Raw genomic sequence first — 25,786 nt, 5'->3', positions numbered from 1 at the left:
TCTATTAACATTTCGTTAATATAAGAAGAAAAAATTATCAATTTTACATCATTTTTGATCTTTAATTTGTCTTAAAGAAGCAATTGTTCCCCCAAAAAACAGTTTCAAGGTTGCAAAAACTCGGAGAATGTTAAAATATTTGAACGATTTTTAACATTTGTGTGGTAGAAATTACTTCGTCAGTCAATGTACATTTTCAAATAATATATTTTGGTGCTATATTTGAAATCTGATTTCATTTAAACTGAGTTATGAAAAAATATATAATCGCTGCAGGTTTAATTTTAGGAACAGGTGCTATAATTACCACTTCTGTTCAATCCTGCACTACCCTCGCGACATCAGATGTCGGCCTTTCTATTATCAAGCGAATTTTGCTTGGCGGAATTAATAAAGGAGCCAATATTTACGGAAATAAGGATGCTTTTATGCAGAACAATCTGATAGACAAAGCACTGCCCAAGGAATTAAGAGACATCAACACAACTTTAGAGAAGATTGCTCCGTCCTTAGTGCAGAAAGAAAAACAATACATTGCGGAAGCGGCGGCCTACACGGTTAATATTTCAAAACCAATATTGGAGAGCGCTGTGAACAGTTTGAGCGCACAGGATGTAACACGAATTATTCAGGGTGAAAAAGGTACTGCCACTTTAATTTTAAAGGAGAAAACCCAAACTCAGCTGATACAGGCGATTGCGCCAAGAGTTGAACAGGAACTGAACAAATACGGTATCGTAAAAACGATCAATACAGCGCTATCCGGAAGCAATCTTTTAGGAAGCCTTTTGGGTGGCAATAAAACTTCCGTAAATTCAGGTGGATTGAGCACATTAGCATCTGAGCAACTGGTCAACGGGATGTTTAACATTATCGAAGACTACGAAATTGAGAATTCCAAAAGTCTTTTAGGACCTTTAGGAAAACAGTAAATAAAATTTTAAGACAAATTAAATAATGGATATTATAGAGGGAAACCAACACGCCAACCCTGAAGATTTCTATGAATCTTTAAAACAAAAATTAGAAGATAATCATGATTTTCCGGAAGATTATTTATTTAAATTTATCATCCCGACCGATCAGGCGAAACTTACAGAGATTTACAAAGTTTTTGACGGAATTAAATTCACCCTCGGAAACCGCGAAAGCAAAAACGGGAAATATACAGCCTGCAACATCAACGCTTTTGTTCTGGATGCAGATCAGGTGGTGAGAATTTACAAGGAAGTAAGTAAAATCGAAGAAGTTATTCTACTTTAGGATATGAGTAATGAGTAATAGGTAATGAGTAATGAAGTTACAATTAACTTAAAAGTGAAAGTCAGCGTAGTGCTGACTTTTTTGTGTTTTTATTCGATAAAGAATTTTACGTTTTCAATCGGTCTTCCGAGCATTGCCACTGAGCCTTTGATTAAAATTGGCCTCTGAATAAGTGACGGATTTTTTACCAATACATCAATCCACTCATCTTCAGAAAGTTCTTTGCCTGCATAATTTTCAAGGTAAAGACGGTCGGTCTTTCTGATCAAATCATGAACGCTGTGGCTTAGCTTTTTGAGTAATGTTTTAATTTCCAGTGCCGAAAGCGGATCTTCCATTAAATCTATAATTTCGAAGGCAACGCCGTTTTCGTCAAGATATTCCAAAACTGCTTTGGATTTTGAACAGTTTCCGTTGTGGAGCACTTTAAGTACCATGATATTTTAGATTTGAGATTTGAGATTCGAGATTTGAGACTCAAGGCTTAAATAAACCATTGAGCTCTGCTTCAATCTTTTCAAGAATAAAGCCAAAGTCTTCGGGTTTTTCTACAAAATCAAGATCATCTACTTCTATAATAAGCAGTTTGCCTTCCGTGTATTCAGAAATCCATTTTTCGTATTTCTGATTCAGTTTAGAAAGGTATTCGATGCTGATTGAGGCTTCATATTCCCTTCCTCTTTTGTAAATTTTCTTTACTAAATTAGGTACGTCAGATTTCAGATAAATCAAAAGATCAGGCGCCGAAACAAAAGATTTCATCAGATTAAAAACCGAAACATAATTATTGTAATCTCTGTCTGACAGGAGTTTCATATCATTTAAGTTTTCCGCGAAAATATGGGCATCTTCATAGATCGTTCTGTCCTGAATAATATTTTTCCCGCTCTCACGGATTTCTTTTACCTGTCTGAAACGGCTTCCAAGAAAATAAATCTGAAGGGCAAAACTCCACTTGCTCATGTCTGCATAGAAATCTTCCAGATAAGGGTTGTGATCTACATCCTCAAACTGTGCATCCCAGCCGTAATGTTTGGCGAGCATGGTCGTTAAAGTCGTTTTTCCTGCTCCGATATTTCCTGTAACCGCAATATGCATATTTCTATGTGTCTTATTTAAATTTTAATAACCCAATTCCTCAATTTCGTCCAGAACTTTCATGATGTCGCCTTTCTCAGATTTTTCATTTTCCAGTTCTTCGATGGTTTCTTCAAGTTCTTCCTTTTTGGCTTTAGCCTCCATGAGACGAATAGTTTCGGGCGTGTAAAGATAGAGTTTGTTGCCTTTTAGTTCAAAAAAAGCGAGGCTGTTTTTATCCACAATCTGCGTATCGGGATCTTCAAATATTTTGGTGATTTTCTGATCCGGACTGAACCTAAGAATACTGCTTTTGGTAATAATTAAAACCATATCATTTTCTCTTCTGAAACGTTTTCCATCGGTAACTTCGGCTTCAAAAAGTTTTTCAAATTTTAAATTGTAAACCCTGAACAGTTTTTTACTTAAAACGTAGACCTTATTTTCAAAAACCAACAGATCAATAATGTCTTCAAAACCACCGTCGTAAGGATAAGAATTGATGGTTGTATCATTTCGGAAATTGTATTGTAAAAGTCGTCTTGTACTTTCATCCAAAAGCCAGATCTGTTGCAAATCCTCAGCATAAGCATGTTTGATGTAGCTGAATTTCTGTTTGAAATCTATTTTTTGAATATCATTAAGATTTTGATCTACAAATTTCATTTCCTGAGCATTTTCAGAAAAAAGCGGAATGCTTAAAGGATTCTGAACGCTCTGTATTTTGTAAGGAACCGGCAACATCATCTGCCCGATTTGTTTCCCTAAAGAATCGTATTTGGTAAGGCTGAAATCTTTGCTTTTGTAGATGTAGAGATTCCCGTAATCATCGGCAAAAAAATCTTTTACTTCCTTCAGTTTTAATGTGTCTAAAGGAAGACTTTTCTGCGCAGAAACCGTACAGAATAAAAATAAACAGATGATACTAAATAACCTCAATACTATTTTACTAAGAAAGCGTCCCAAAAGGAACGCTGACAATTTACATACTTTATTTTGTTAAGCGGGAAATTACTTTCAATTTTAACTATTTTACGGCAACCTCATATATTTTATTCCAATTTTTTCCCGTGACAACCATATTGTCGCCTTTGAATGCAATTCCGTTCAGTACATGTTCGGAGTTGGCATCGGTAAATGGTTTTGCGATTTGTGTGAAATCAAATTTACCAACAACTTCTCCGTTAGCAGGATTAATTTTTAAGATAATCGGTTTGTGCCAAACGTTGGCATAAATGAAACCTTTGTAATATTCAAGTTCGTTTAACTGGTCGTACACCGAGCTGTTTCCGGCAACTGAAATATATTTTACAATTTTTGAAGGATCAGCTGGGTTCAGAAAGTAAAGATTTTTTGTTCCGTCCGAGGCAATGAGATGCTTTCCGTCATACGTTAAACCCCAGCCCTGCACCATCATATCCGGATAAGGAAATTCAGAAAGCAATTTGAGCGTATTTTTTTCATAAACAAGACCTTTCTTATTTTCCCATGTTAACTGATAGATTTTATCTCCTGCAATCGTACTTCCTTCAGAAAAAATATCGTCGGTCTGCTTCGTTTCTTTGATTGGAATAGTGTCCCCAATTTTATAAGTGATCAGCCTTGATGAGCCATACTGACCTTCGCTTTCGTAGATTGTATTTCCTTCAATCTGGAATCCCTGTACAAAATTGGCAGGATTGTGAGGATATTCAGCTACAACTTCGTAGTTCAGCGCCTGTTCAGGACTTTTGCTGTAAACATTTACTGTTGCATCCTGTGTGAGCATTTCTCCACCCTTTGTTTTGATATTAAAAGTAACGGCATTATCTCCAAGCGTAAAATATTTTGGATCAACTACTAAATCCTTCGTTTCTTTATCTCCAAAGCTGATCGTGATTGATTCTGCAATATCCAAAACGTCTTGTGGAAGATTGATTTTATCCCCGAAGTGATATCCCTTTTCCTCCATAGAATTATTGTAGTCTGCAAGATTGTTCATCACTTTCCCGTCATCTTTACAGGAGACAATCATTAAAAGTGCTGCAAAACCTGCTATGATTTTATTTTTCATATTCTATTTAAAAAATTTTTCCAAAAATAACAAAAATTACGGCTCTTTGCTAATTTCAGAAACATTCTCTCCGAATTGTAATATATAACCGTTGTTGTCGTAGACTGCAAACTCTCTCATTCCCCATTCAAAAGTTTCAATTTCGTAGCAGACATCAGCTTTTTCTTTTAAATCTGTCCATAAAACTTCCACATCGTCAACATTAAAATAAAATGAACCCGAAAAACCGATGTTGTTGAATTTAGAATGGTCATTTTTTTTCGAAATCATAAGAACCACCTCATCTTTCTGCAAGGAAGCCCACTGCCAGTCTTCGTTTTTTTCAATTAATACAAATCCTAAAATCTGGGTGTAAAAAGATATGGATTCATCAAGGTGATCTGTCCACAGAATCGGTTTGAGCTTGTTGAATTTTAACATTTTACTTTGTTTAAATTATTTCTCCAGAAAAGGCTTCAGACTTTGGTTTAAAATCCCACTCCATCCCTCAGCAAAACTTTTTCTTGAAAAATTTTCTCCCAGTTCGCTGAATTCTTCTGTGTTGGTATGCGTTACTTTTACTGAAGTATCTCCATTTTCTAGTGCGTTAATTTCCCAAGTGACCGTGGATTTCGCCGTGGAAAAATCAGGATACGTCCAGGTGTAAGAAAGTTTTTTTTCTGGAATTACTTCCAGAACTTCACCGATGTGATGGTATTTTTTGTGATCTCCCGGCTCATAAAAATCAAAAACAGTTCCTATAATGGGTTCGAAATCCTGAATATCAAAATACCAGGCTTTCATTTCTGTTTTATCTGTCAAAGCCTTCCAGATTCGTTCCGGAGAAGCTTTTATAACGGTTTGAATTTCGATAGGATGACTCATTTTTTTCAAGTTTAAATATTAACTGTGTGCAAAACCAGTGATTTTTGCCTCATCAAAATCGAGCTGCATTTCGATGGTTCGCATCACATGATCGTCAAAAATTTTCTCGCGCTTCATGCGGTAAAGTTCATTTCGCTGGGCCTGAATTACCTGTCTCAGCACATCTTTATTCTCGTTCATTGCCACAACATAATCTCCCGTTGTCGCCATGCACTGCGCTTTGTCTGCCATCATCATCATTTCGTTTTCAAGCTTATGAATCTGATGCTGCACGAGTTTGTTTTTTTCCGAAAGTTCAGAAAAATCGGTGGTCAGTTTCTGCAAGGCGGTTTCTTTCAGTTTTTTCATCAGGATGGCTTCCTGTTTTTCTTCAGGCAGTTCGCTTCCCGCGTCTTCTATTTTCAGCCATTTCAAAATCGGAGAAAGCAATAAACCCTGTCCTACTAAGGTAATCAAAATGATGACAAAAGTGACGAATAAAATGATATTTCTGTGCGGAAAAGGTTCACCCGGACTGATATACACCGGAATTGAAAGTGCCGCAGCAAGAGAAACCACGCCCCTCATTGCCGCAAAACTGATGATAAAAGGTTCTTTCCAGTCGGGTTTCGGGTTTTCTTGTCTTATTTTTTTTGAAAAAAGTCGTGGAATATAAACGATTGCGTAACTGTAAGCCAAACGGGTAAAAATGATGGCTCCACCAATCACAACACTGTAAAAAATACCTTCAGAAATGGTATAATCTTTCATGGATTCAATGACAATGGGTAATTCAAGACCAATTAAAATAAAAATAATCGTATTCATCAGGAAAATTACAACACTCCAGACATTACCTGTCTGTATTCTGGAAGTGTGACTCAGATAACAGTGGGAATTGTAAGACATCAACAAACCACCTGCAACAACGGCAAGAACTCCTGAAAAATGAAAATGTTCGGCGGCAACATACATCACGTAAGGAACAATCAAAGTAATAATCGTGTCAATGTTTGAATTGGAAGGAATCATTCTTAAAAATTTACCGAAAACGAGTCCGGAAGCGATGCCGACCGCTACTCCACCAATGGCCATCGTAAAGAAATCCTGAACGGCATCACGGAAGATAAACTGTCCTGAAATTACTGCTGCGAGAGCAAATTTAAAAACAATCAAACTCGAGGCATCATTGATTAAACTTTCCCCTTCCAAAACGGTTGTGATCTTCTTGGGAATTTTCATATTCCTTAAAATTGAAGTTGCGGCAACTGCATCCGGCGGAGAATTCACGCCACCTAAAAGAAATCCCATCGCTACCGTGAGTCCCGGAATGATGGACGATGAAAGATATGCGACGACAATCGAAGTGAGAAAAACCAATCCAAATGCCATGGAAAAAATCTGTTTTCTCCATTTGTGGAAATCCTGCCACGAGGTAAACCATGCAGCTTCAAATAAAATTGGCGGCAGAAAAATAAGGAAAACCAAGTCTGGTTCAATTTCGATTTGAGGCATTCCCGGAATAAAGCTTACCAGCAAACCGGCAATCACAAGAAAAATGGGATAGGCAACTTTCAGCTTCTCACCGATCATTACAAGAATCATCACGGAAAGCAGCACGGCTATTGAAATAATTACATAATCGTGAATCATTGTTAAGAGTTTTTAGTGTAGTTTTTATTTTATTTAAATTTAAAAATAATCTCAGTGCCCAACGACAATGTTCAGATTAAAATTAAATTCCCTGTATTTCCAAAGACCGAATTCAGCACTGTTTTACTTTAGTTTCCTGTGAAAGGAATGTTGTTGTAAAATCCGATCTGTATCTGTCCGCGGTTTTTATTTTCCTGAATCTGATTCATATATCCCACTTCGATTTTCATGTTTTTATTGATGACAAATCCCAGAGCTCCATACACACGGTTTCTGTCAAAAACAGGGCTGTTCAGATGAAGAAAAAATTCATTGTAGGCTGATAAATACAATGTTTTAGGAAGCATTTCTTTATTATTTAAAGGAATATTAAAGCCTAAATAATATCTGAATCTCATCCTGAAATCGTCCTCTAAAAAGCGTTCTTCCAGACGATAGCGGTGCTGCAGATTAAATCTTCCGAATTTCTGTTTCGTAATAAACTGCTGAAAAATCCGGTGTTCTGTATTTTCTGTTTTTTCGCCGTTGATATAAGGCTGACTAAGGATGAAACCGTAACCCAGCAAAACATTATTGTTGTTTTCGGTGAGATCATATCCAATTCCGGTACGGATCAGCAACTGTTCAAGGTCACCAATTCCATTGAAGTTTCTGTATTGAATTTCATTATGAAAATTAAATTTTTTACTGACTTTATTGTTGCCAAAATACATATACCACGCACCAATATCATTATTTTGTGCAGACGCAAATATTCCCGTGAACAAAAGAACCGCCGCAAAAAAGGATTTGATAATTTTCATAAAATAGTTTTAATAAATACCTTCTATCAAACAAACAAAATCAATACTAAAAATCAATAACAGACAAAGAGTCGGATTTAACGATGATTTACTGACTCATTAGGTCAGAAAATTTCAGTTCCGATAAATTTTAAAAGTCATATTGTCATTCAAAATAAACATTTGCTAACAAAAAACCGCCAGCAAAAACTGACGGTCTTTAATCAAAAATATTTTAAGGGTGCTGCTGCATTTTTGCAGGATCATCATAATTGACCATCCAGTTGATGCCAAACTGATCAGTGAGCATTCCAAAGTAAGCTCCCCAGAATGTGTCTCCCATCTGCATTTTCATGTGACCGCCCTGTCTGCCGAGCTTTTCAAAGATTCTGTCGGCTTCCTCACGGGATTCAGCATTAACGGAGATCGCAAAATTGTTTCCTACGGTGATTTTGTCTGCATATTCGCCACCTGCATCGCTTCCCATCAAAGTCGTTTCTTTGGAAATCGGCATGCTGACGTGCATAATTTTGTTTTTGTCTTCTTCAGACATTTCCATTCCTTCCTGCGGAGGCATTTCACCAAAAGTTCCCATGTAAGGAATTTCTTTTTCGAAAACATCCTTATAAAATTCGAATGCCTGTCTGCAATTGCCGTTGAAGGTAAGATAAACGTTTACCTGTGCCATTTTATTTGAAATTTAAAATTTGAGATTTGAGATTTGAGATTCGGGTTACGGGATTCGAGTTTCCAGTTACGAGTTTCGGGGTGTGTGATTCGGGTTTTGCGATCTGAGATTTGAGATTCGTGTTACGGGATTCGGGGTACGAGATTCGAGATTCGGGGTGCGGATTCGGGATTCATTCATCATTCATCATTCATCAATTATCAATTATTACTCATTACCGATTACTCATTACACATTACCGATGTTGATCGATGAGAATCATGTTTCCGTCGGGGTCTTTCAGAAAAATGTGTTCCGGGCCGGTGGTGGATTCGTCGGCAGTTTTTTCCAGTTCTATTCCGTTTATTTTGAGTTTTTGCTGAATCTGTCTTACGTCATCAAACTCTTCGAGATCCTTAGCGTTTTCGTCCCAACCGGGATTAAAGGTGAGCATATTACCATCGAACATGGCCTGAAATAAGCCTATCAGGGTACTTCCGTTTTTCATGATGAGATAATTTTGCTCCATGCTTCCACCCATCTCTGAAAAACCGAGTTTTCCGTAGAATTCTTTGGATTTAGCCAGATCCTTTACACTTAAGCTCAGTGAGAATACGCCTAGTTTCATATAGGTTTATAATTTATTTTAGTTTACGAGGAAAAATTATACTGTACTTTTCGTCAAAGCCATTTTGTAACCCGGAAAAACAAGAAACGGTGCTGCGAGACCGAAAATCCACATCCAGATTGGTGTTGGTAGCATGCTGAAATTAAGGATAATCAATGACAGAAGCACTGCGCCACAAAAGATAGCGTAGTAAGGTCGTCTGTCTTTTGCTATTCTTGTCGACACAAATCCGGCGGAAAATGCAGCAAATGCATATCCGAAAATCACAATCATTTTTGCTTCCATGGGAAGATTCTGAACGTATTCTCTGAACGCCTCCACATTTTCGTAAGTTACCCCTTTCGGCATCGGATAAAGAAGGTGATCAATCGCTTCCACCAAAAAGATAATTAAGTTGGCAACAACAATTCCGCCAATCACTGCAAATATTTTTCTGAGCATAATTACTGGTTTTTGAGTCTTGTTTTGAAATTCATTGTCTTATCATAACTGAGCCAGTCGCCAATGAGTTCAATGTACTGATTTTCAATCCGGTCTTTATCCTGATTCCAGCTAAAAGTGTAAATAAATTTACCTTTGAATTCTCCGGAATGCTTGCCTTTGTTTTCTTCTGCGAGATCATACTCGCCATAAACAGAACTTTTTTTGCGGGAATTTTTGTATTTGGTGATTTTAATTTTGCCTTCAAATTTGGCATACACTTTATCCACCAAAGAATATCCTGAAACGAAATATTCCTGATCATTCTTTTTATCCTGCTCAGAAATGTCGATTTTCAGTTTTAAAACTTCCGCATCTTTGCCAATTGTTCCAACATATGGTTTGCTGTTGTTGAGCCAGACACCAGAAATATTTGGCATTTGTGCAAAACCGATAGAAGAAATAAAGACCAACAGAAAAAATATTTTTTTCATCGTAAAAATTTAAACTCCAAATTGAGCAAGGTGATGATTGAGGTGTTTAGCAAACATATTGTTCCACTCCTGCGCATTGAGTTTTCCGAAAGAAAAAGATTCTTTGCCCTCGAAAGCATCAGAGCCCAATTGCTGCGTTTTCTGAATAAATCCAATTAACCGTTTTTTCTCTTCATGAAAATTTCTTCTGTTTGAAATCAAAAATTGAGGTGCTGTAGGCGAATCTCTTGGATAGGCTTTTTCGCTTACCACTTTGGGTTTTACAAACTGTTTCAAAATAAATTTTGCAATTGCTCCGGGTTTTTTGTGTTTTTCGGGCTCATAAACCATCTCATAAGTTACGCAGCAGTGCGCCAACATTTGATCTACGGTCATTCTTCCCCACATTCCGTGCGTGTCTTCGATGAGATTATTGATTCTATTGATGTAATTCTGAGCTTCTTTCGGGTCGAAAACGTTTTCCATAGTCTGATTAATTGTATACAAACAAATATATTATTTTTTTGTTTTAATTTTTAGTTTAAAGTTAGAGTCTGTTTAAATTTTATCAAAAAAATAATTCTGGTGCAAAAACTCTTCGACGAGCTCAGAGTGATACCGTTTAATTGAGCGGTTAGTATTAGATTTCTCAGTCTGAGCCTGTCGAAGACTCAATTAAGCAAGTCTTTAAAGATCAATATAATAAAACTATTTTAATAATTTTTAAACAGGCACTTAAACTGAAATGAAAATTGTATGTCAATATATTTAAAATCCATCTCCCTGAAACATTGCAGACATTATCTTCATTAAAACGATACTGTTACCTTTTTCATTTCAAAATTTAAAATTATTCATTGATTTCCACCTTAATCCCTTTCGTATTCGAATTCATCTGCGGGGCGTAATAATTCTGAACTGTGGTAATTCCGTTGGAGAAAACTCCGGATGCGTTACAAATCAAATCATATTCAAAAACATATTTTCCTTTTGGCATCGACTGAATGTAGAAGTTTGTGGAAGCATCTTTTGTAGACTGATAATAGCCCAAACTGTTTTTCCACTGATAACCCGAAATGGTACTTAAAGGCTCAAAACCTGCTGCTCTCATGTCTTTGATTTGGATAAATTCCATCGCGCGGTCGGTATTCAAAATCATTCTTACAGTTACTTTATCACCAACTTTCAAAGGTGTTTCAGCTGTGATTTTTTTCAGTTCTTCGCCGTTAACCGTTTTTATTTTTTGTACAGTTCTTTTGTAACGGAAAGGTAATTTTCAGAAGATTTTATTTTATCTAAATCTTCATAATACTGCCAGAATAATCCGCCCTGAACGATTCCTGCTCCTGGTTTTGTAATGGTAACGGTTGCTAATTTTTTATCTACAACGTCCTTTTTTAATGAAGATTTCACATAACCGGTTATCCTCTCTCCCGACCTCTCTCCTAAGGAAAGGGGCGCAGATTCGCTGTTTAGTTTTAGTTCTTTTCCGCCCCAAATGATGGTTGCTTTATCGCTTTCTGCTGTCGTCCAAGATTTTCCTGAATTTAAAATTGTGAAAATCACTTCTGCAGTTCCTCTGGAGCTTCCCCACGAGTTTACTTCTTTTTGAGTGATCAACCAAATTTTCAGGTCTTCAATAAATTTCTGGTCGGTTGGTTTTAATGTACTGAAAGCTTCCAAAGCACCTGCGTGATTCACCACTTTTGAGCTGAACCAGCCCCAGTCATCTAAATTCTGTTTCCAGTAAACGCCTTGATTTTTGGTATCAACCGAAGTTTCCTTTAAATAAGTCAATAGTTTTTCTGAAACCTCTTTCAAACCGTAATCGTTCATCAGTAAAGCTGCGCGGTGCAGTCCGAAGAATGTAAAATCTCTGATTTTTGCAGTTTTTGCTTTTTCTTTAACCAAAGATTTTAAAGTTGCCGATTTTCCGGTTAAAGGATATTCTTTTTCCCAGTAATTTCTGGTGTTCAGGTAATATAATGTCCAGTTTGTCCACACATTTTCCTTTTTCACGTTATATTTTCCAACTTCCTGATCGACATACTGAATCAGTTTTTTCACTAAATCTTTCTGTTCTGAACTTTGATAATCTTTCACATTATCTTTCAGCCAAAGATTGATTTTCCCTAAATTTTTCAAAATATAAAGTGATGTAGAATACGAACTCGGATATCCCTGATACCAGGAGAAACCACCATCCGGATTCTGCAGTTTTTTCAATTCATCCCAATCCTGACTGATTGAATTTTTCATCGTATTGGCATCAAAAAGCAGGGCTAATTTCTGCATTTGTTCAGTCTCATTTTTACTTTCCAGAACCCACGGCGTTTCGTCGAGCAACATTTGTTTAAGTTCCTGATTTTTTTCAAGATTTGAAGTTAATAATCCTTTGTTTTGATATTGTTCAAAAACAATTTTCAGTTTCGGATTGGCTTTAAAAATTTCCGAAGCCAAAACGTCTGCAAACCATTTATTGAAAACAACATCAGCAGAACTGTTCTGATCATTTTTCAAACCTGGCAATGCAAACATGATTTCCCAGATCGGATTTGTCGTCAGTTCTAAAGTGTTTGAAACATTGGATATCGTGGTTGAACTGTTATTTTTAAGATTTTCAAGCTCAAAAGTTTTGGTTTCACCTTCTTTTACAAAAATAGGAACAGCTTCTGTTACAAGCATTCTGTTCGGTAAAACGGCAACTGCTTTTTGTTCACCGTCAGAATAATTTCCTGCTTTGGCAACGACTTTTAAAATGATGGACGAAACATTTTTTGGAACAACAATTTTCCATGTTAAAGAAGAATTTCCGTTTTCTTTCAGTTCGAATGCACTCGAATTATTTCGAATTAATCCGAATTTGTCGGTAATATCTTCATTTGTAAAGGCATCCAAAATCTGAAGTTGAGCATTTCCACTTAATTTTTTGTCTGTTAAGTTAGAAAGCTTTGACTGAAGACTCAGTTCATCTCCCTCTCTTAAAAATCTCGGATAGTTTGGAGTTACTGAAAACTCTTTCTGCGTAACGACCTGTTTCTCCAAAGTAGCTGCTCTTGCATCTTTTGTGTGAGCTAAAAACATTAGTTTCCATTTTGTTAAAGCTTCTGGAGATGTGAATTTGAAACTGACATTTCCTTCTTTGTCGGTTTTTAAATCGGGATAGAAGAAGGCAGTTTCGTTTAGGTTCTGACGGACTGGAACTGTATTGGCAAGTTTTTCCTGAGCGTTTAACGGATCAATTACGTCCGTGTACTCCATTTTTTCCGCTTTAGTTAACTGTCTACCAGAATTTACGATTTCAATCGCTTCATCATCCATTCTCAAGCTCTGCAATCGCACCTCTTGTGGAGCAGCTGCAATTTTGTGATTTACCTTTGCATCTCCCGCCAAGTACTCCCGATAAGGAGTTGGCCCATCATCCTGATAATCTAAATCTTCATCTAAAGAATAATTCAACCAATTCAATTCGGGAATTCCAATGCTTTTTACCCTTAAATACTTGTAATTTTTTTCATAATATCCCTGCTGAAGACTATTTTGCATAGAATAATTTTTAAAATCATCATAAGATATTTTTAAAGTATTCCAATCGAATTTATTGACATTGAACTGATCCAACGACATATCATACATATTCGCAAGCACTTCTGCATTTACCTTTTCCTTATCGTTTCCTGAAACTTTTACTGTCCATTTTTCTTTAGAATTCGGTTCTATTTTATCTCTGAAAGTTACCGTTTCTATCGTCATATCTTTAGACGAATCCACAATGTTGTAACTGACAGTTTTGGTCTGGATATCATTAAATGCCACAATTTGGAAAGTGATATTCAGGTCTGAAATTTTCTCATTTAAAGGTGCAGTAACCGGAAATTTAAAAACACCGTTTTTTACGTGATGAACAGAACTTATTACGGAATTTATTCCATCCTGAAAAAACACGTTGATAGCAGCATTCGGGATTGAACTGTAAACATAAATATCAGAAGTTTCACCACGATTCAACTCTGTTTTTGGCTGCACCACTTCAAGGAAAATATTCTGTTCTTTTCCTACAGATTTTTTGCTGAAAACAGAAAATTTCTGCTTCGTTCTTATCGTGTCCTTCCCTTCAATATTAAATAATTCCAGTTCATAATTTCCTGTTTCAAGTTTACCCAAGTTTAAATCCTGTGAAGCTTCAACTTCTTTTTGGGTAACGGTTTTACTTAATATAACTGACTCAATTTTTGGAGTATCATCATCATCATTTTTATCAAATCGGTCGTGCGGAAATTTGTTTACGAATTCTGCTTTAGAATACTGTGGTAAATTCTGAGTATAATCTTCAAAATTACTTCTGAAAATTCTTTCTGGAGATCTCAGTTTTGAAAGTTTTATCTGATATGATTTTTTAAGATTCTGTTCGTTGTAATTTTTAGTTTCAACTTTCAGTTTTACATTTTCATCGTCAAAAACATTTTTAATTTCATCCGTTTTGATATAGTGCGAAACCGATGCAACCTTAATATTAGTATTTGCAGACTGAGTTTCGCCGTTGATATCAGTAACAGAAGCATTCACAGCAAAATTATCGATTTGAATTCCATCAATTCTATCGTCTTTTTGTAAATCAACTTTTATAGTAAATTCGCCTTTGTCATCGGTTTTAACATCTCCCAAAATTGAATTTTCGTTATCATAATCACGTGGAAACCAAGAGAAATATTTCCATCTGATGTTTTGTTTTTTGATTTCGTAATTTACTGTTGTATTGCTTAATGCAACTCCGGAAAACATCATTACTTTACCTTTTAATTCAAGCGTTTCTCCGTATTTGTATTCAGATTTTATGGGTTCAAAAGTAACTTCAAACTTTGGTCTTTTATATTCTTCAACCTGAATATACTTGTTCCATTCTGCAAAACCTTCAGTTTTAATTGTGAAAGATCCATTGAGTTTACCTTTGGGCAAAATAAAGCTTCCATGATATGAACCAAACTCATTTGTTGTAAATTCCTGAGAACTTATTTCCTGATTATTTGCATCAACCAGACTGATTTTCTGTTTTGTATTGGCAGCTACAGATTCTTTATCATTCGCAATCTGGGTATTGATTACTTTAAAATAAACCTTTTGACCAGGTCTGTAGATTGCTCTGTCGGTAAAAATCTGTGCTTTCTTTGCATTTTTTTCCTGATTATATTGATTTCTGTCGTGCCCGTAAACACTCATCATCTGGAAGCTGTTTGTTTTTGGCTGGGTGATCAAATATCTTCTGTAAAATTCTTTATTTTCGGATAATGGAAATTTAAAAATCCCGTTTTTATCAGTCAGAAGCTTCGTTTCAGATAATTTTTTATCACCTGAGAATTCATAAATAATAAGATTTTCTTCGCCTGCAACATTACCATTTTCACTGTTTACCAATTTCAAAAGATTCTGTAAATCACCCTCATCAGATTTTGTCTGATAAAGAATTTTGTTTTCTGAAACCAAAAAATAAAAATGCTGATATTTAAGATTATCTTTATCGTTTTCAACTACAAATTCTGCAAAATAAATTCCTGCAGGCAAAGGTTTTATTTCGAGTGAAGTTCTGTAAGTCTTGTAATCTTTAGGATTATTCAGTTTAAATTCATCCTTTCTAACCAATGTTTTTTTGATACCATCTAATGAATTTTTGTTTTTGTATGAGAAAAACTCATTTACGTTTTGAGGTTTATAAATATTAATACTGAAATTTTCTACATTTTTAAATTCCGCAGAAAAATGGATCGGCACATTGGGCTGCGTCTGGTCTTCATAAGTTATATTCAGAGAAGGAATTACAATTCGGTTTTCGATATTTTTAAGGTTATTCAGAAATAACGATTTAGGAAAATCCTTTTTTGCTTTTTCAATTGCTGCAAGCGCGTCTTTTTCCTTATCTTCCAAAGTCAGAGTTTGAGCAATATCTTCATAGATCAAAACTTTGTAATCTCCTTCCACAGGAGAATTTGCTAATTGATAAAGCTGCCCGACCTTATTTTTGCAGCTGGTATTTACACAATCATAAATTACTTTTTCATGAGAAAAATACAGTTTTGAATTTCTGCTGTTTGAAGCAATCAATTCATCATAAATTTTACTGATCTCAATTTTATTTTCAGCCAATTCGTTTGGTGTGAAAAAATTGAGATTTTTAAGAAAATTAATCTTTTCCAAAGCATACCAGTCGTACAAAGTCGGGAAAAATTCGATAGACGAAGTATTATAAAAAACTTTCTTATACTTAGAAAAATCAATCTTTTTTAATTCAGCTTTCATCTGATCCAGCTCCTGATGCGATTTGGAAATATGGTTTTTAAAATCAAGTTTAGACCATGTTTCAATCGAAGAGACATCCTGTTGATTGATATTGGTGTGGTCGTTAATCTTCCATGAATTGGTACCGTAATATTCCTGCAGGAAATCTGAAACCAAAATTTTAAAGAAAAGCCTGTCATCTCCCTTCAACTGCTGTTCAGTAGCTCTGATTTTCGCAAAAAACTTTGAATCCAAATCGTTTTCTTCACTGTGTGAGATTTCGAAGATGATTGCATATTCTGATTTCAAAGCCTTTATCAGTTCAATTGTTTTATTTTCTTTCATTGCGTGTGTCTGTATTTCTGTAATAATGGGAAGATTGCTTTTAAACTTCCCTGCATTCGTGTTTTCCTTTATTTTTTCCCATTGGGTATCGTAATAATTCTGAGCCTGAAAGGTGCTGAAAATTCCAAGATACAGAAGAATCAGGATGAGTTTGATGCTTTTCATATTTGATGTTTAGTTTTTAATTTCAAGTTTATTATTTTATAAACGGATATTTACTTAATTTATTAATCATTGTAATTCCGAAAAAAATCGCAATTTCTTTTATAATTTGACAGAAATAATTATTCCACATTTGGATATGGTTTTCATAGGTCTTATTTTTGTCTGAATGAATGCTTTAAAATTACTGAAAAAATACATCATCGACAGCCAAATATTTGTCTCATTGATGGGAACTTTTTTTGCAGTTTTTTTTATGCTGGAACAGCAAACCTTTCGCTGGCCGACGGTTGCGCTGATTTTCATTACTTATTTCAGCGGCTATCTTTATACAAAATATCAGAAAACAAAACATTTCCCCAAAATTTTAGTTCTCAATTGTCTCGCAGGAATCGATTCAGCAGTTTTAATTATTTTAAATCATAATGAAATACGCTTGCTGAAATGGTTTGTAATCGTCGTTCTTGGATTGCTCTACAACTCATTTTTTCTGGAAACTTACATTCGGAAAATTCCTTTACTGAAAGTGTTTTACGTCGGTTTGGTCTGGGGTTTAATGAATTGCTGGTTGACATTACCCGAATTCAGTTTGCCCATTTTTCTGATCAGTTTTTTATTTATTACCGCTCTGGTTTTACCATTTGATATTCGGGACATGAAAAGTGATACTGTGAAGACTTTCCCGCTGCTTATCGGGGTTCAGAATACCAAATATTTAGCTTACTTTCTGGTTTTCGCAGCGACAATTTTGAGTTTATATTATTTAAAACTAAACTTTTCTCTAAGTTTTTTATTAACCTTAATTTCAACCTTTATCCTCATTTACTTTTCTGAAAATTCAAACAAAGATTCCTACTTTTCGTTTTGGGTAGAGCTTTGTTCGGGACTGCCGCTTTTGTTTTTAATTCTGTCTGAAATGTTTTACCTTTACTAAAAATTTGTAGTGATGGAATCTTTCGAAACAATTCAGAATAAATTACTCAGAGCGATCTCAGAAAGCTCTGACCCTGAAAAAATTGTTCGTTTATGGAAATTCTGGAACGACGAAAATTCAGATTTTTCAGTGTCAGAACCTGTCTCATTTTATGATTCTGAAAGACCGATGACCGATGAGCAAGTTGATGAATATTTTAAGGAAGAGGTCGTAATTGTACCGGATCATCTGATGAAATTGATTGAAAGAGGAATGGAGGACGTAAAAAATGGAAGAGTTTACACCGAAGAAGAAATGGACAAAATGGATGAAGAATGGCTAAAGTAAAACTCGTTTGGACGCATTTTGCTAAACAACAACGAGACGAAATTTTTGATTATTGGAACAAAAGAAATAAAAGCACAGCTTACTCGAAAAAATTAAGACACATCTTCAGACAAAGAACAGACCAGCTTAAATCTTTTCCTTACACAGGAAAAAAAATGCTCTTTGAAAATGTTAAAATCTTAGTTTTTAAAAATTACAGCTTAGTTTATTATATAGAAGAGGAAACTATTTCCATCATATCATTTTGGGAAAATCATCAAAATCCTGAAAAATTAAATCAAATTTTGGGATTATGATCATCAACAAACTTACCCTTTACAACTTTAAAAATCACGCTGAGCAACACTTTGCTCTTTCGCCACAAATCAACTGTTTTGTTGGTAATAACGGTGTGGGAAAAACCAATATTCTCGATGCCTTGCATTATCTTTCAGTAGGAAAAAGCTTCCTTGGAAACAGCGATCTGAATAATATTCTGAATGACGAAGATTTCTTCACGATAGAAGCAGAAATTCAAAATGAAGATTCTGAAGATATAATTAAAATTCTCCAGCCAAGAGAAGCCAAAAAAGTCATTAAAAAAAACGATAAAAGCTACGACAGAATGGCTGATCACGTAGGTTATATGCCAAGTGTGATGATTTCTCCGTACGATTCCAATTTGATTTCAGATTCTGGAGAAAGCCGTAGAAAGTTTCTGGATTCAATGATTTCACAAACTGACTCTTCCTATCTTTTTGATTTAATTCAATACCAAAAAACCGTTCAGCAGCGGAATGCTTTGCTGAAATATTTTGCGAAAAACAGAACGTGGGATAGAGATTCTCTCGAAATTTATGATGATCCTATCGTAAAATCAGGCACAAAAATTTTTGATAAGAGAAAAGAATTTGTTTCCCAGCTCTATCCTATTGTTCAGAATTTTTACAATATTATTTCCGGCGGTAAAGAAACTGTTTCTGTAAAATATGAATCTCATTTGCTTGAGGAGTCATTTGAGAATTTATTAAAGGAAAGTTTAGACCGCGACAGAATGCTGACTTACACGTCCAAAGGCATACACAAAGATGATTTGTTGTTTGAGATGAATTCAGTTTTGATTAAAAAAATCGGTTCTCAGGGGCAGCAAAAATCTTTTCTGATTTCGTTAAAACTGGCTCAGATGAGTTTAATAAAAGAATTAACTGGAAAAACACCAATTTTGTTACTTGATGATATTTTTGATAAACTGGATGACAGTCGTGTTTCGCAATTAATTGAGCTTGTTAATCAGGAAAATTTCGGGCAGATTTTCATTACAGATACGCATCGCGAACGTACGGAAAGCGTGGTTAAGAAAATCAATGAAGAAAGTATAATTTTTGAGATTTAATGAGAAGTTTTAAAAACATATTATCAATTTTTCCTCTAACAATATTTATGATAAGTTGCGGAATTGAAACTGATGATAAAGAACAGATTTTTTATTTATGGACAAATTCCGACCTGCCAAATGACGTAAAAACTATCAATGCTAAATATTGGGAATCTGGTCATTGGAGCAAAGAATATGAGATCTATATTCATCTGAAACCAAGTGAAAAATGGTGGACTGATTTTAAGAAAATCAACAACTTAAATTCTAGTAAAGCAAACTTTTCAGCAGAAATCAATTCAAAATTGAAATCCGATTTCAAAAGCATTTTAACAATTCCAAAATGGTTTAAACCTACTGTAAATTCTACAGTTTACCAAAAAGAAAATTCTGAATATTACTGGAATGAAAAAACTCACGATTTGTTTATTCATGAGATTCAGCTTTAAAAATTATCAAAATGAGAAAGAACAAAAAACGTGAATTTCAATCCTCAGAACTGGTAAAATCTTTTGCCAGAATTCATGGTTTTGAAGATAAACTGGTCGCTTTTGAAATTAAAGATTTTCTTGAAGACTATCTTGATGAAGCTTTATTTAATGAAATTAAATCTGTAAATCTTGATGACAAAATTATCTCTATTAAAGTAAATTCTCCTTTGCTGAAGCACGATTTTCAGATGAGAAAAAGCTTTTTTCTAAAGAAATTTCAGGAGAAATTCGGGGAAGAAAAATTTAATGATCTTCAGATTTTGTAGGAATGCTGTTGCTGATCAAGGCATCAGATTTTCTGTCGTAAAACGAACGCATCGGAATAAAAAAACTGAGCGGACGACGCAGAAAATACCTGAAAATTTCACGGTAAATATCTCTCACTTCACCCAAATTCAGTTTTCTTGAACGGAATGCCAAAAACATTGACAGACCAAAACTCACCGCAAAGTTGAAAAAACCAATCAGGAAAACGGTGAAAAACGAAAGCCAGAAAGTGTAGCCGTCTATCGAAAAGTCTCTGCCGTAAAGTCCTAAAGCGAAGTTTCCTGCAGCAAATGTGATGTGTCGGATATCCAGATCAAGTCCGAAAAACAGCCCGATGGGTGCCGTAGCTCCCAAAAAGACGCCAAACCAGAAATTGGAAATAATCCCAGCCCAGTTTTTAGCATAATATTTTGAAAGACTTTTCGCAAATTTTGCCCCAAACCACCTTTTGATATTGAGATTCTTTGCAATCCTGTCAGGAATCTGATAAAACACAGAATTGTTGGCAATATTTCCTGAAATGATTCCTGAAATAAAAAGGTAAAACCCAGCAATACTCGCATGAAGAATGGCTTTAGACTGAAAAGGATCCAGATCTTTTAAGAGTTTATCCGATTTTTCCACTGCTAAATTTTGGGAGAAAAAGACATCCAAACCATAAATAATCGCCAGCGCAATCGGAAATGACAGCAAAACATTTCCAACAAATGCAATAAACTGACTTCTGAACAATCTTGAAACCAAATCTGCAAATTCAGTGTAGTTTTTCTGTGAATTTCCCTGCTCCGAGAGTACTTTGGTCATCGTTGCAGCCGTCATAGCGGGCTGTTTGGTTGCCAATGTGAAACTCATCAGATAAATCATGATGAAACCCATCGCATAATTCATCGCATAGAGAAACGCATGAAAAAAATCGCTGCCGGGCATAAAACCGTACAGCATTTTTAAAACGCATAGAGCCCCGACAATAATTCCACCGCCGCTGGCTTTGTAGAACATGCTCATGTACTGTTTGCGGTTTGCCGTGATGTAATGACTTCCTGTTTCCGCGGTGTGATTGGTAATTAAATGCGAAATCAGCCGTGTGCTGTCGTTGAAAAGTTCAGCAATATTATTTTTATGTGATTTATAATCTAAAATATTAAATATCAACTGCTTAGACTTAATCAAATAATCTCTTTCCGAATCTATGACCAAAAGATTAGCAATTTCTAAAATTCTTGTCGTCTGCTGTCTGATCTTCAGGAGGGACTGGTTAATTTTCCCTGAAATACCGTATTTTGATGAGTTTTTAAAGGATATATTTACAAAATCAAGGCATTGGCCGGTGTAGATTTTAATCTGTTTATATCGGCTGTCTTTGGAAGAAAGCTGAAGTTTGGGATTGATTTTAAACTCTTCAGCCAAAGCTTCAAGTTCATTCTGAAGTGCCAGAAAAGGATTGTCAAAATTTCTGTATTCGGGAGCCATTCTTACAACGTCGACCTCCAAGGCCATTCCCGTAACGCGCCATGAGAGGATATTCATGGAAAAAATAAGTTCGCTTTTTACTTTTTCGTTTCTGATAAAATCTGAAATATGAAGAAGATTCAGAAATTCATCCAGTTCATTTTCAGGAATATTATGGAAATACTGAAGATCTTTTTTAGGCCTTACACTGATGTTGTCTATAAGATACCAAACCGTCTGATCATGCTCTACAGACGGCAGAAATTTATTTAAAGTTCTCTTTCTTAACTCTGAAAAAAATGAATTTTCAGATAAAATATTGGCCTCCGTAAGTGATAAATTGAAAGGCCTTTCGGAAAAGATATTTCTGATGTATTGTGAAAAGTGATTTTTCTGCTCTTCATTGGCTCTGAAATACGTCAAAACATCTTTAAAATCAGACTTTCGGATACCTTCCAGAAACTCCGCCAGAGGATCCAGAGACTTCGTATCATTTTCAAAAGAAAAGTATTTGGAAAGAACTGTTTTAAAATTTTTATTATTCAAATCAACATTTTTTATGAGCAGCAGTGATCTACTTTAAACTTACATTTTTCATCTGTCTCATAATCCATCTGTGCTTTTTATTGAGATAAGCTGAAGGATTTTTAGGATCGTATTTTTTTGGATTTGGCAAAACGGCAGCTATCCATGCAGCTTCCGACTGATTCAGATCCTTTGAAGATTTCCCGAAATAGTATTTTGAAGCGGCTTCAACACCAAAAACGCCACGCCCCATTTCAATTGAATTCAGGTAACGTTCCAGAATAATATCTTTAGACCAGACTTTCTCGATTACGAAAGTGTAGACCGCCTCAAGACCTTTTCTGATCCAGCTTCTCTGTTGCCAAAGGAATACATTTTTTGCGGTCTGTTGCGAAATTGTACTTCCGCCGCGTACTTTTCTTCCTTTCTCATTGTTTTTGTAAGCCTTTTCGATGGCTGTATAATCGAAACCGTCGTGGGTGAAAAATTTCTGATCCTCGGATGCAATCACGGCTTTCTTCACGTTAGATCCCATTTCTTCGTAGGAAATATAGTCTCTGTCCAGCTTTCCGTACTGAATCAGGCCACCAATCTGAGTAATGGTAATGGGTGGATTAAAGAATCTTCCCCAAATGATGAAAAATACATTGAGGAGAAGTATGATAAAAATAAACTGTTTGATTTTTTTCCACATAAGCTCAAAAACTTGGTACAAAAGTAAACAAATACTGCGAGGTTACTGCAATTCTTTAAAGTAGGTGAGCCTGTAATCCCGAAATATCTGAGGATGAAAAACTTTAATGTAATCCTTCAGTACCACATCACAGCGCACTACTCCGCTCTCAAAAAAATCGTTCGCTGTCGCAGTTTGTCTTCCGCTGAAAGCATACACTTTTCCTTTGTTGAAAACATTTAATTTTGAATATAACGGATTGATTTGCAGCATCTCTTTTTTTGTTAAATGATTACCGGCATTCACCCAAAAATTGATTGAATCTGATTTGGCATAAACCTCTTCAAAACTCATGGTAACAGCTTTGTCTTCCGAATTATCTTTTAAAATATAATTTCCACCGGCATCTGAAACGTACTGAGCAACAGAAGTTTTTCCGCCGGGCATGTACCAGACGTTTCCGTACATTTCATTGGCTAAAACATTGGGTTTTGTGGTTGCTGAAGCTGCCCTTTTTTTGTAATCATTATAATTTTTTTCAATTTCCTTAAACTTCCTTTCTGCAAGCTCATTTTTACCTAAAAGTTTTCCGAAAATTTTGAGATAAGATGTTTTCTCCAAAGGTTTTTGTTCTAAATATTCATCCAGAAAAATGACTTTAATTCCATTGGTTTTAAGGAGTTCATACGTATTTTCAAAGTTGGGAATATGGTTGGTGAAAATAGCATCCGGTTTTAATGAAAGGATTTTTTCCACATCATATTTCTGATCATTCCCCACATTTTGAATTTTGCCTGACTTCACTAAATTCTGAACTTTCTCAGAATAAATATATTCAGGACTCGAAACACCGGCAATCTGACTTTCCGCTTCAAGCTCGGAAATATAACCGATCATACTTGCATTCAGGATGATTACTTTTTTGAAGGGAAGATCTTTCTCCGCAAAAACATAGTCGAATTTTCCTGTTTTCAGATGAAAACTTTCATTTTCCTGTTTAAATTGGGTACGCTCAGACAAAACCTGCCAGTCTGAAGCTGTAATTTTTTGCTCTCTCTTACAGGAAATTAGCAGTAAAAAGGCGAATAATAATAAAATTTTTGATTTCATATTTCAAAGAAAACAAAAAAATTGTATATTTGCAAACCTTTAAACAAGGCCTCGTGGCGCAACTGAATAGCGCATCTGATTACGGCTCAGAAGGTTACAGGTTTGAATCCTGTCGAGGTCACAAGACCGACATTTGAAGTTTTTTCACTTCTTTGTCGGTTTTTTTATTCCATAAATCTCTGTTTACAAAGCTGTTATCAGCAGCAAGACTGTTGACTTTTGTGGCTTGAATACTCTCAAAAGGAGATTTATTTCTCAGGATAAATCAGACTGTAATCTTCCCCAGAAATCGAAACATTTACAAATAAAGTTTCTTTAATTTGGAGACTTTAGATTTCAGAAGTCCAGATTACTAAGATTTATTTAAACAAAATCAAGGGAAGATGGTGTATATAATTTGCTGTCAACAGGGCATCAACCATCCTACATTTTGTAAATGGAAAAGCAAATGTGGCGTGTGGGAGATTCAGCAACGTAATTACGAGACATGAAAAAATGAATGTGATCCTATCTGGTGAAAAGTAGAACTACATTTTTTTACTTTAAATATTTTCAGAATGTAAGAATGACAGAAAGAGGGAGAGATGAAAAATATTTACTGGTTGTACAATCTAAGTATCTCTACCAATTCCGGTACAGAACGTATTTTAAGTTTGTCAAAAAGTCGGTTTTTATAAGTGCTGATTGTAGATGAGTGCAAATTAAACTGATTGGAAATTTCTTTAAGCGGAAGACCTTCTGCAAGCTTTGTAGCAATTTGCAGTTCACGGTCTGAGAGCGTTTCAAAAGGAGAAGTTTTTCCCGAGCCCGTTAACGACTCTACAAACATCGCTTCCTTTACATTGTCACTAACATATCGACCTTTTGTAAGCATCGCATTTAAAGCTGCCTCGATTGCTTCTCCAGAACTTTGCTTGCTTAAGTAGCCGCCAGCTCCCATCTTAAGATATCGTAATGCATAGACTTCTTCATCCTGTGAGGAAAACAGAAGGATTTTCAGGTGAGGCTGGTGAATTTTAATGTAGTCTATTGCTTCCTGAACGGTACCATTCGGCATATTTACATCCATGATAGCCAGATCCAGATTTTCCTTCTGAATAACTTTGTAGAGCGATTTATAATCTTCCACTTCCAGAATAAAGGCATCAGATCTCAGTCGTTTGATTGTCTGAATCAAACCCATCCGGACAATACCATGATCATCTGCTATAACAATACGGACGTTTGGCTGTAAATCCTTCATGAAATAAAATTAGGTAAAAACAGGGAGACAGTAGTTCCTTTACTTTCAGCCGACTGTATGTTGATATTTCCCTGCAGCAAGAATATGAAATTTTTTACAATTTTCAAGCTTAATCCGGCCCCTTTTTCGCCGTTAGTCCCCTGAAATACAGGATTATCATAGCTGTAGATCGTAGACAAGTATTTCTCACCAATTCCGGTTCCGGAATCAATCACAGAAAGTATGGTCTGATTTTCCTCTGAAGTCAGCTGCAGATAAATTTCCTGCCCTTGTGATGAGTATTTTACTGCATTGTTGAAGATTTTGTCTAAAACATACTGCAGTAATAAGCGGTCGCTCGTAATAAATGAATTGTGATCTCCTTTAAAATAAAATTTGATACATTTCTCTTTCAGTTTAGCAGCATACTGTTCTTCCAGATAATGAAAAAGATCTGTCACCATGATTTTTTCAGGTTTGATCTTGAAGTCTCCGTACTGCGTTTTTAACCAGGCGGTACTGTCCTGAACAGTCTGCAGATTCTTGCGGGCATCACTTTTTACCTGTGGTAACATCTTGTAAAAATCCTGCTCATTTACGATCTTCTGTTCAAGCGATTCTACAAGCCACAGAAAATTTCCAAATAATTCTTTGGAGTCATGAGACAATATCGATATCAGTCCGTTCTTAAAACTGTTTTCATTTTCCAGCTTTTCTATTTTTAACCGTAATTCATTGATAAGATCATCCATAAACTAATTATAATGGTAAATTTTCCACTTTAATACTTTTTAACAA

General features: G+C 35.4%; 26 protein-coding genes, 1 tRNA gene and 1 pseudogene. 9 read left to right on the top strand and 19 right to left on the bottom strand.

Features of this window, described 5'->3' with window-relative positions:
- Nucleotides 1-251 precede the first annotated feature (251 nt).
- On the top strand, nt 252-932 hold the full coding sequence (locus NG809_RS17105; protein ID WP_262152484.1) for a DUF4197 family protein: 681 nt from the start codon (nt 252-254) through the stop codon (nt 930-932).
- A 25-nt stretch (nt 933-957) separates the two neighbouring features.
- Nucleotides 958-1,263: a DUF493 domain-containing protein gene (locus tag NG809_RS17100; RefSeq protein WP_262152483.1), complete on the top strand. Its 306-nt coding sequence runs from the start codon at nt 958-960 to the stop codon at nt 1,261-1,263.
- A gap of 89 nt (nt 1,264-1,352) precedes the next feature.
- On the opposite strand, the gene NG809_RS17095 is transcribed toward NG809_RS17100, so the two are convergent.
- The 14 genes and pseudogenes from NG809_RS17095 to NG809_RS17030 form a co-directional block, all read right to left on the bottom strand.
- Nucleotides 1,353-1,700, bottom strand: coding sequence for an ArsC/Spx/MgsR family protein (locus tag NG809_RS17095; RefSeq protein ID WP_262152482.1), 348 nt, complete (start codon nt 1,698-1,700; stop codon nt 1,353-1,355).
- Between the two features lie 40 nt (nt 1,701-1,740).
- Nucleotides 1,741-2,361 (bottom strand): deoxynucleoside kinase, encoded by a 621-nt coding sequence (locus tag NG809_RS17090; RefSeq protein ID WP_262152481.1) that lies wholly within the window; start codon nt 2,359-2,361, stop codon nt 1,741-1,743.
- Between the two features lie 24 nt (nt 2,362-2,385).
- Complete coding sequence (locus tag NG809_RS17085; protein WP_262152480.1) at nt 2,386-3,279, bottom strand: hypothetical protein; 894 nt, start codon at nt 3,277-3,279, stop codon at nt 2,386-2,388.
- Between the two features lie 88 nt (nt 3,280-3,367).
- Nucleotides 3,368-4,393, bottom strand: a complete 1,026-nt coding sequence (locus NG809_RS17080; protein ID WP_262152479.1) for a glutaminyl-peptide cyclotransferase — start codon at nt 4,391-4,393, stop codon at nt 3,368-3,370.
- Nucleotides 4,394-4,429: 36 nt separating this feature from the next.
- Nucleotides 4,430-4,813, bottom strand: coding sequence for a VOC family protein (locus NG809_RS17075; protein WP_262152478.1), 384 nt, complete (start codon nt 4,811-4,813; stop codon nt 4,430-4,432).
- 15 nt (nt 4,814-4,828) lie between these two features.
- Nucleotides 4,829-5,257, bottom strand: a complete 429-nt coding sequence (locus tag NG809_RS17070; protein WP_262152477.1) for an SRPBCC family protein — start codon at nt 5,255-5,257, stop codon at nt 4,829-4,831.
- An 18-nt stretch (nt 5,258-5,275) separates the two neighbouring features.
- Complete coding sequence (locus tag NG809_RS17065) at nt 5,276-6,889, bottom strand: Na+/H+ antiporter (RefSeq protein WP_262152476.1); 1,614 nt, start codon at nt 6,887-6,889, stop codon at nt 5,276-5,278.
- A 128-nt stretch (nt 6,890-7,017) separates the two neighbouring features.
- The gene (locus tag NG809_RS17060) at nt 7,018-7,692 is read right to left on the bottom strand and encodes a DUF2490 domain-containing protein (protein ID WP_262152475.1); all 675 of its coding nucleotides are present in this window, start codon (nt 7,690-7,692) and stop codon (nt 7,018-7,020) included.
- Between the two features lie 214 nt (nt 7,693-7,906).
- A complete protein-coding gene (locus NG809_RS17055; RefSeq protein WP_262152474.1) occupies nt 7,907-8,359 on the bottom strand; it encodes a VOC family protein in 453 nt (150 codons plus the stop codon).
- Between the two features lie 235 nt (nt 8,360-8,594).
- Entirely contained in the window at nt 8,595-8,966 is a 372-nt protein-coding gene (locus NG809_RS17050; RefSeq protein WP_262152473.1) for a VOC family protein, read from the bottom strand.
- A 36-nt stretch (nt 8,967-9,002) separates the two neighbouring features.
- Entirely contained in the window at nt 9,003-9,407 is a 405-nt protein-coding gene (locus NG809_RS17045; RefSeq protein WP_262152472.1) for a hypothetical protein, read from the bottom strand.
- Between the two features lie 2 nt (nt 9,408-9,409).
- A complete protein-coding gene (locus tag NG809_RS17040; protein ID WP_262152471.1) occupies nt 9,410-9,880 on the bottom strand; it encodes a hypothetical protein in 471 nt (156 codons plus the stop codon).
- Between the two features lie 9 nt (nt 9,881-9,889).
- Nucleotides 9,890-10,345 carry a DUF1569 domain-containing protein gene (locus tag NG809_RS17035; protein WP_262152470.1) on the bottom strand — a complete coding sequence of 152 codons (456 nt, stop codon included), beginning with the start codon at nt 10,343-10,345 and terminating at the stop codon, nt 9,890-9,892.
- Nucleotides 10,346-10,709: 364 nt separating this feature from the next.
- Nucleotides 10,710-16,639 (bottom strand): annotated as a pseudogene (locus NG809_RS17030) (alpha-2-macroglobulin family protein).
- A 166-nt stretch (nt 16,640-16,805) separates the two neighbouring features.
- Here NG809_RS17030 and NG809_RS17025 point away from each other — a divergent pair.
- The 6 genes from NG809_RS17025 to NG809_RS17000 are packed head-to-tail and all read left to right on the top strand — an operon-like array spanning nt 16,806 to nt 20,008.
- A complete protein-coding gene (locus tag NG809_RS17025; protein ID WP_262152469.1) occupies nt 16,806-17,570 on the top strand; it encodes a UbiA prenyltransferase family protein in 765 nt (254 codons plus the stop codon).
- Between the two features lie 12 nt (nt 17,571-17,582).
- On the top strand, nt 17,583-17,897 hold the full coding sequence (locus tag NG809_RS17020; protein ID WP_262152468.1) for a hypothetical protein: 315 nt from the start codon (nt 17,583-17,585) through the stop codon (nt 17,895-17,897).
- Nucleotides 17,885-18,193: a type II toxin-antitoxin system RelE/ParE family toxin gene (locus NG809_RS17015; protein ID WP_262152467.1), complete on the top strand. Its 309-nt coding sequence runs from the start codon at nt 17,885-17,887 to the stop codon at nt 18,191-18,193. Before NG809_RS17020 ends, NG809_RS17015 begins: the two co-directional genes overlap by 13 nt.
- Complete coding sequence (gene recF, locus NG809_RS17010) at nt 18,190-19,269, top strand: DNA replication/repair protein RecF (protein ID WP_262152466.1); 1,080 nt, start codon at nt 18,190-18,192, stop codon at nt 19,267-19,269. The genes NG809_RS17015 and recF overlap by 4 nt, the downstream gene beginning before the upstream one ends.
- A gap of 47 nt (nt 19,270-19,316) precedes the next feature.
- On the top strand, nt 19,317-19,700 hold the full coding sequence (locus NG809_RS17005; RefSeq protein ID WP_262152465.1) for a hypothetical protein: 384 nt from the start codon (nt 19,317-19,319) through the stop codon (nt 19,698-19,700).
- 11 nt (nt 19,701-19,711) lie between these two features.
- Nucleotides 19,712-20,008 carry a hypothetical protein gene (locus NG809_RS17000; protein WP_262152464.1) on the top strand — a complete coding sequence of 99 codons (297 nt, stop codon included), beginning with the start codon at nt 19,712-19,714 and terminating at the stop codon, nt 20,006-20,008.
- Here NG809_RS17000 and NG809_RS16995 read toward each other — a convergent pair.
- From NG809_RS16995 to NG809_RS16985, 3 genes are read right to left on the bottom strand one after another with little or no spacing between them, the layout of a single operon-like run.
- The gene (locus NG809_RS16995) at nt 19,986-22,004 is read right to left on the bottom strand and encodes a site-specific recombinase (protein ID WP_262152463.1); all 2,019 of its coding nucleotides are present in this window, start codon (nt 22,002-22,004) and stop codon (nt 19,986-19,988) included. The two genes, NG809_RS17000 and NG809_RS16995, sit on opposite strands and share 23 nt — an antisense overlap.
- A gap of 28 nt (nt 22,005-22,032) precedes the next feature.
- Complete coding sequence (gene mtgA, locus NG809_RS16990; RefSeq protein ID WP_262152462.1) at nt 22,033-22,677, bottom strand: monofunctional biosynthetic peptidoglycan transglycosylase; 645 nt, start codon at nt 22,675-22,677, stop codon at nt 22,033-22,035.
- A 42-nt stretch (nt 22,678-22,719) separates the two neighbouring features.
- Nucleotides 22,720-23,766 carry an ABC transporter substrate-binding protein gene (locus NG809_RS16985; RefSeq protein WP_262152461.1) on the bottom strand — a complete coding sequence of 349 codons (1,047 nt, stop codon included), beginning with the start codon at nt 23,764-23,766 and terminating at the stop codon, nt 22,720-22,722.
- A gap of 47 nt (nt 23,767-23,813) precedes the next feature.
- Here NG809_RS16985 and NG809_RS16980 point away from each other — a divergent pair.
- Nucleotides 23,814-23,887: transfer RNA gene (locus tag NG809_RS16980), tRNA-Arg, on the top strand.
- 474 nt (nt 23,888-24,361) lie between these two features.
- On the opposite strand, the gene NG809_RS16975 is transcribed toward NG809_RS16980, so the two are convergent.
- The gene (locus NG809_RS16975; protein ID WP_262152460.1) at nt 24,362-25,009 is read right to left on the bottom strand and encodes a response regulator; all 648 of its coding nucleotides are present in this window, start codon (nt 25,007-25,009) and stop codon (nt 24,362-24,364) included.
- Nucleotides 25,006-25,740 (bottom strand): sensor histidine kinase, encoded by a 735-nt coding sequence (locus NG809_RS16970; protein ID WP_262152459.1) that lies wholly within the window; start codon nt 25,738-25,740, stop codon nt 25,006-25,008. Before NG809_RS16970 ends, NG809_RS16975 begins: the two co-directional genes overlap by 4 nt.
- Nucleotides 25,741-25,786 lie beyond the last annotated feature (46 nt).

The sequence above is a fragment of the Chryseobacterium foetidum genome, assembly GCF_025457425.1.
GTDB lineage: Bacteria > Bacteroidota > Bacteroidia > Flavobacteriales > Weeksellaceae > Chryseobacterium > Chryseobacterium foetidum.
Note: the sequence above shows the minus strand (reverse complement) of the source record. Positions and strands in the feature narration are given on the sequence as shown.

Bases quoted from the DNA above. Each gene is read 5' to 3' on its own strand.
- NG809_RS17045 (WP_262152472.1), bottom strand. From the start codon at position 9,407: ATGCTCAGAAAAATATTTGCAGTGATTGGCGGAATTGTTGTTGCCAAC.
- NG809_RS17070 (WP_262152477.1), bottom strand. From the start codon at position 5,257: ATGAGTCATCCTATCGAAATTCAAACCGTTATAAAAGCTTCTCCGGAA.
- recF (WP_262152466.1), top strand. From the start codon at position 18,190: ATGATCATCAACAAACTTACCCTTTACAACTTTAAAAATCACGCTGAG.
- NG809_RS17020 (WP_262152468.1), top strand. From the start codon at position 17,583: ATGGAATCTTTCGAAACAATTCAGAATAAATTACTCAGAGCGATCTCA.
- NG809_RS17095 (WP_262152482.1), bottom strand. From the start codon at position 1,700: ATGGTACTTAAAGTGCTCCACAACGGAAACTGTTCAAAATCCAAAGCA.
- NG809_RS17000 (WP_262152464.1), top strand. From the start codon at position 19,712: ATGAGAAAGAACAAAAAACGTGAATTTCAATCCTCAGAACTGGTAAAA.
- NG809_RS17065 (WP_262152476.1), bottom strand. From the start codon at position 6,889: ATGATTCACGATTATGTAATTATTTCAATAGCCGTGCTGCTTTCCGTG.
- NG809_RS17080 (WP_262152479.1), bottom strand. From the start codon at position 4,393: ATGAAAAATAAAATCATAGCAGGTTTTGCAGCACTTTTAATGATTGTC.
- NG809_RS17090 (WP_262152481.1), bottom strand. From the start codon at position 2,361: ATGCATATTGCGGTTACAGGAAATATCGGAGCAGGAAAAACGACTTTA.
- NG809_RS17040 (WP_262152471.1), bottom strand. From the start codon at position 9,880: ATGAAAAAAATATTTTTTCTGTTGGTCTTTATTTCTTCTATCGGTTTT.
- NG809_RS17075 (WP_262152478.1), bottom strand. From the start codon at position 4,813: ATGTTAAAATTCAACAAGCTCAAACCGATTCTGTGGACAGATCACCTT.
- NG809_RS16985 (WP_262152461.1), bottom strand. From the start codon at position 23,766: ATGAAATCAAAAATTTTATTATTATTCGCCTTTTTACTGCTAATTTCC.
- NG809_RS17105 (WP_262152484.1), top strand. From the start codon at position 252: ATGAAAAAATATATAATCGCTGCAGGTTTAATTTTAGGAACAGGTGCT.
- NG809_RS17100 (WP_262152483.1), top strand. From the start codon at position 958: ATGGATATTATAGAGGGAAACCAACACGCCAACCCTGAAGATTTCTAT.
- NG809_RS17050 (WP_262152473.1), bottom strand. From the start codon at position 8,966: ATGAAACTAGGCGTATTCTCACTGAGCTTAAGTGTAAAGGATCTGGCT.
- NG809_RS17060 (WP_262152475.1), bottom strand. From the start codon at position 7,692: ATGAAAATTATCAAATCCTTTTTTGCGGCGGTTCTTTTGTTCACGGGA.
- NG809_RS16975 (WP_262152460.1), bottom strand. From the start codon at position 25,009: ATGAAGGATTTACAGCCAAACGTCCGTATTGTTATAGCAGATGATCAT.
- NG809_RS16970 (WP_262152459.1), bottom strand. From the start codon at position 25,740: ATGGATGATCTTATCAATGAATTACGGTTAAAAATAGAAAAGCTGGAA.
- mtgA (WP_262152462.1), bottom strand. From the start codon at position 22,677: ATGTGGAAAAAAATCAAACAGTTTATTTTTATCATACTTCTCCTCAAT.
- NG809_RS17055 (WP_262152474.1), bottom strand. From the start codon at position 8,359: ATGGCACAGGTAAACGTTTATCTTACCTTCAACGGCAATTGCAGACAG.
- NG809_RS17025 (WP_262152469.1), top strand. From the start codon at position 16,806: ATGAATGCTTTAAAATTACTGAAAAAATACATCATCGACAGCCAAATA.
- NG809_RS17035 (WP_262152470.1), bottom strand. From the start codon at position 10,345: ATGGAAAACGTTTTCGACCCGAAAGAAGCTCAGAATTACATCAATAGA.
- NG809_RS17015 (WP_262152467.1), top strand. From the start codon at position 17,885: ATGGCTAAAGTAAAACTCGTTTGGACGCATTTTGCTAAACAACAACGA.
- NG809_RS17005 (WP_262152465.1), top strand. From the start codon at position 19,317: ATGATAAGTTGCGGAATTGAAACTGATGATAAAGAACAGATTTTTTAT.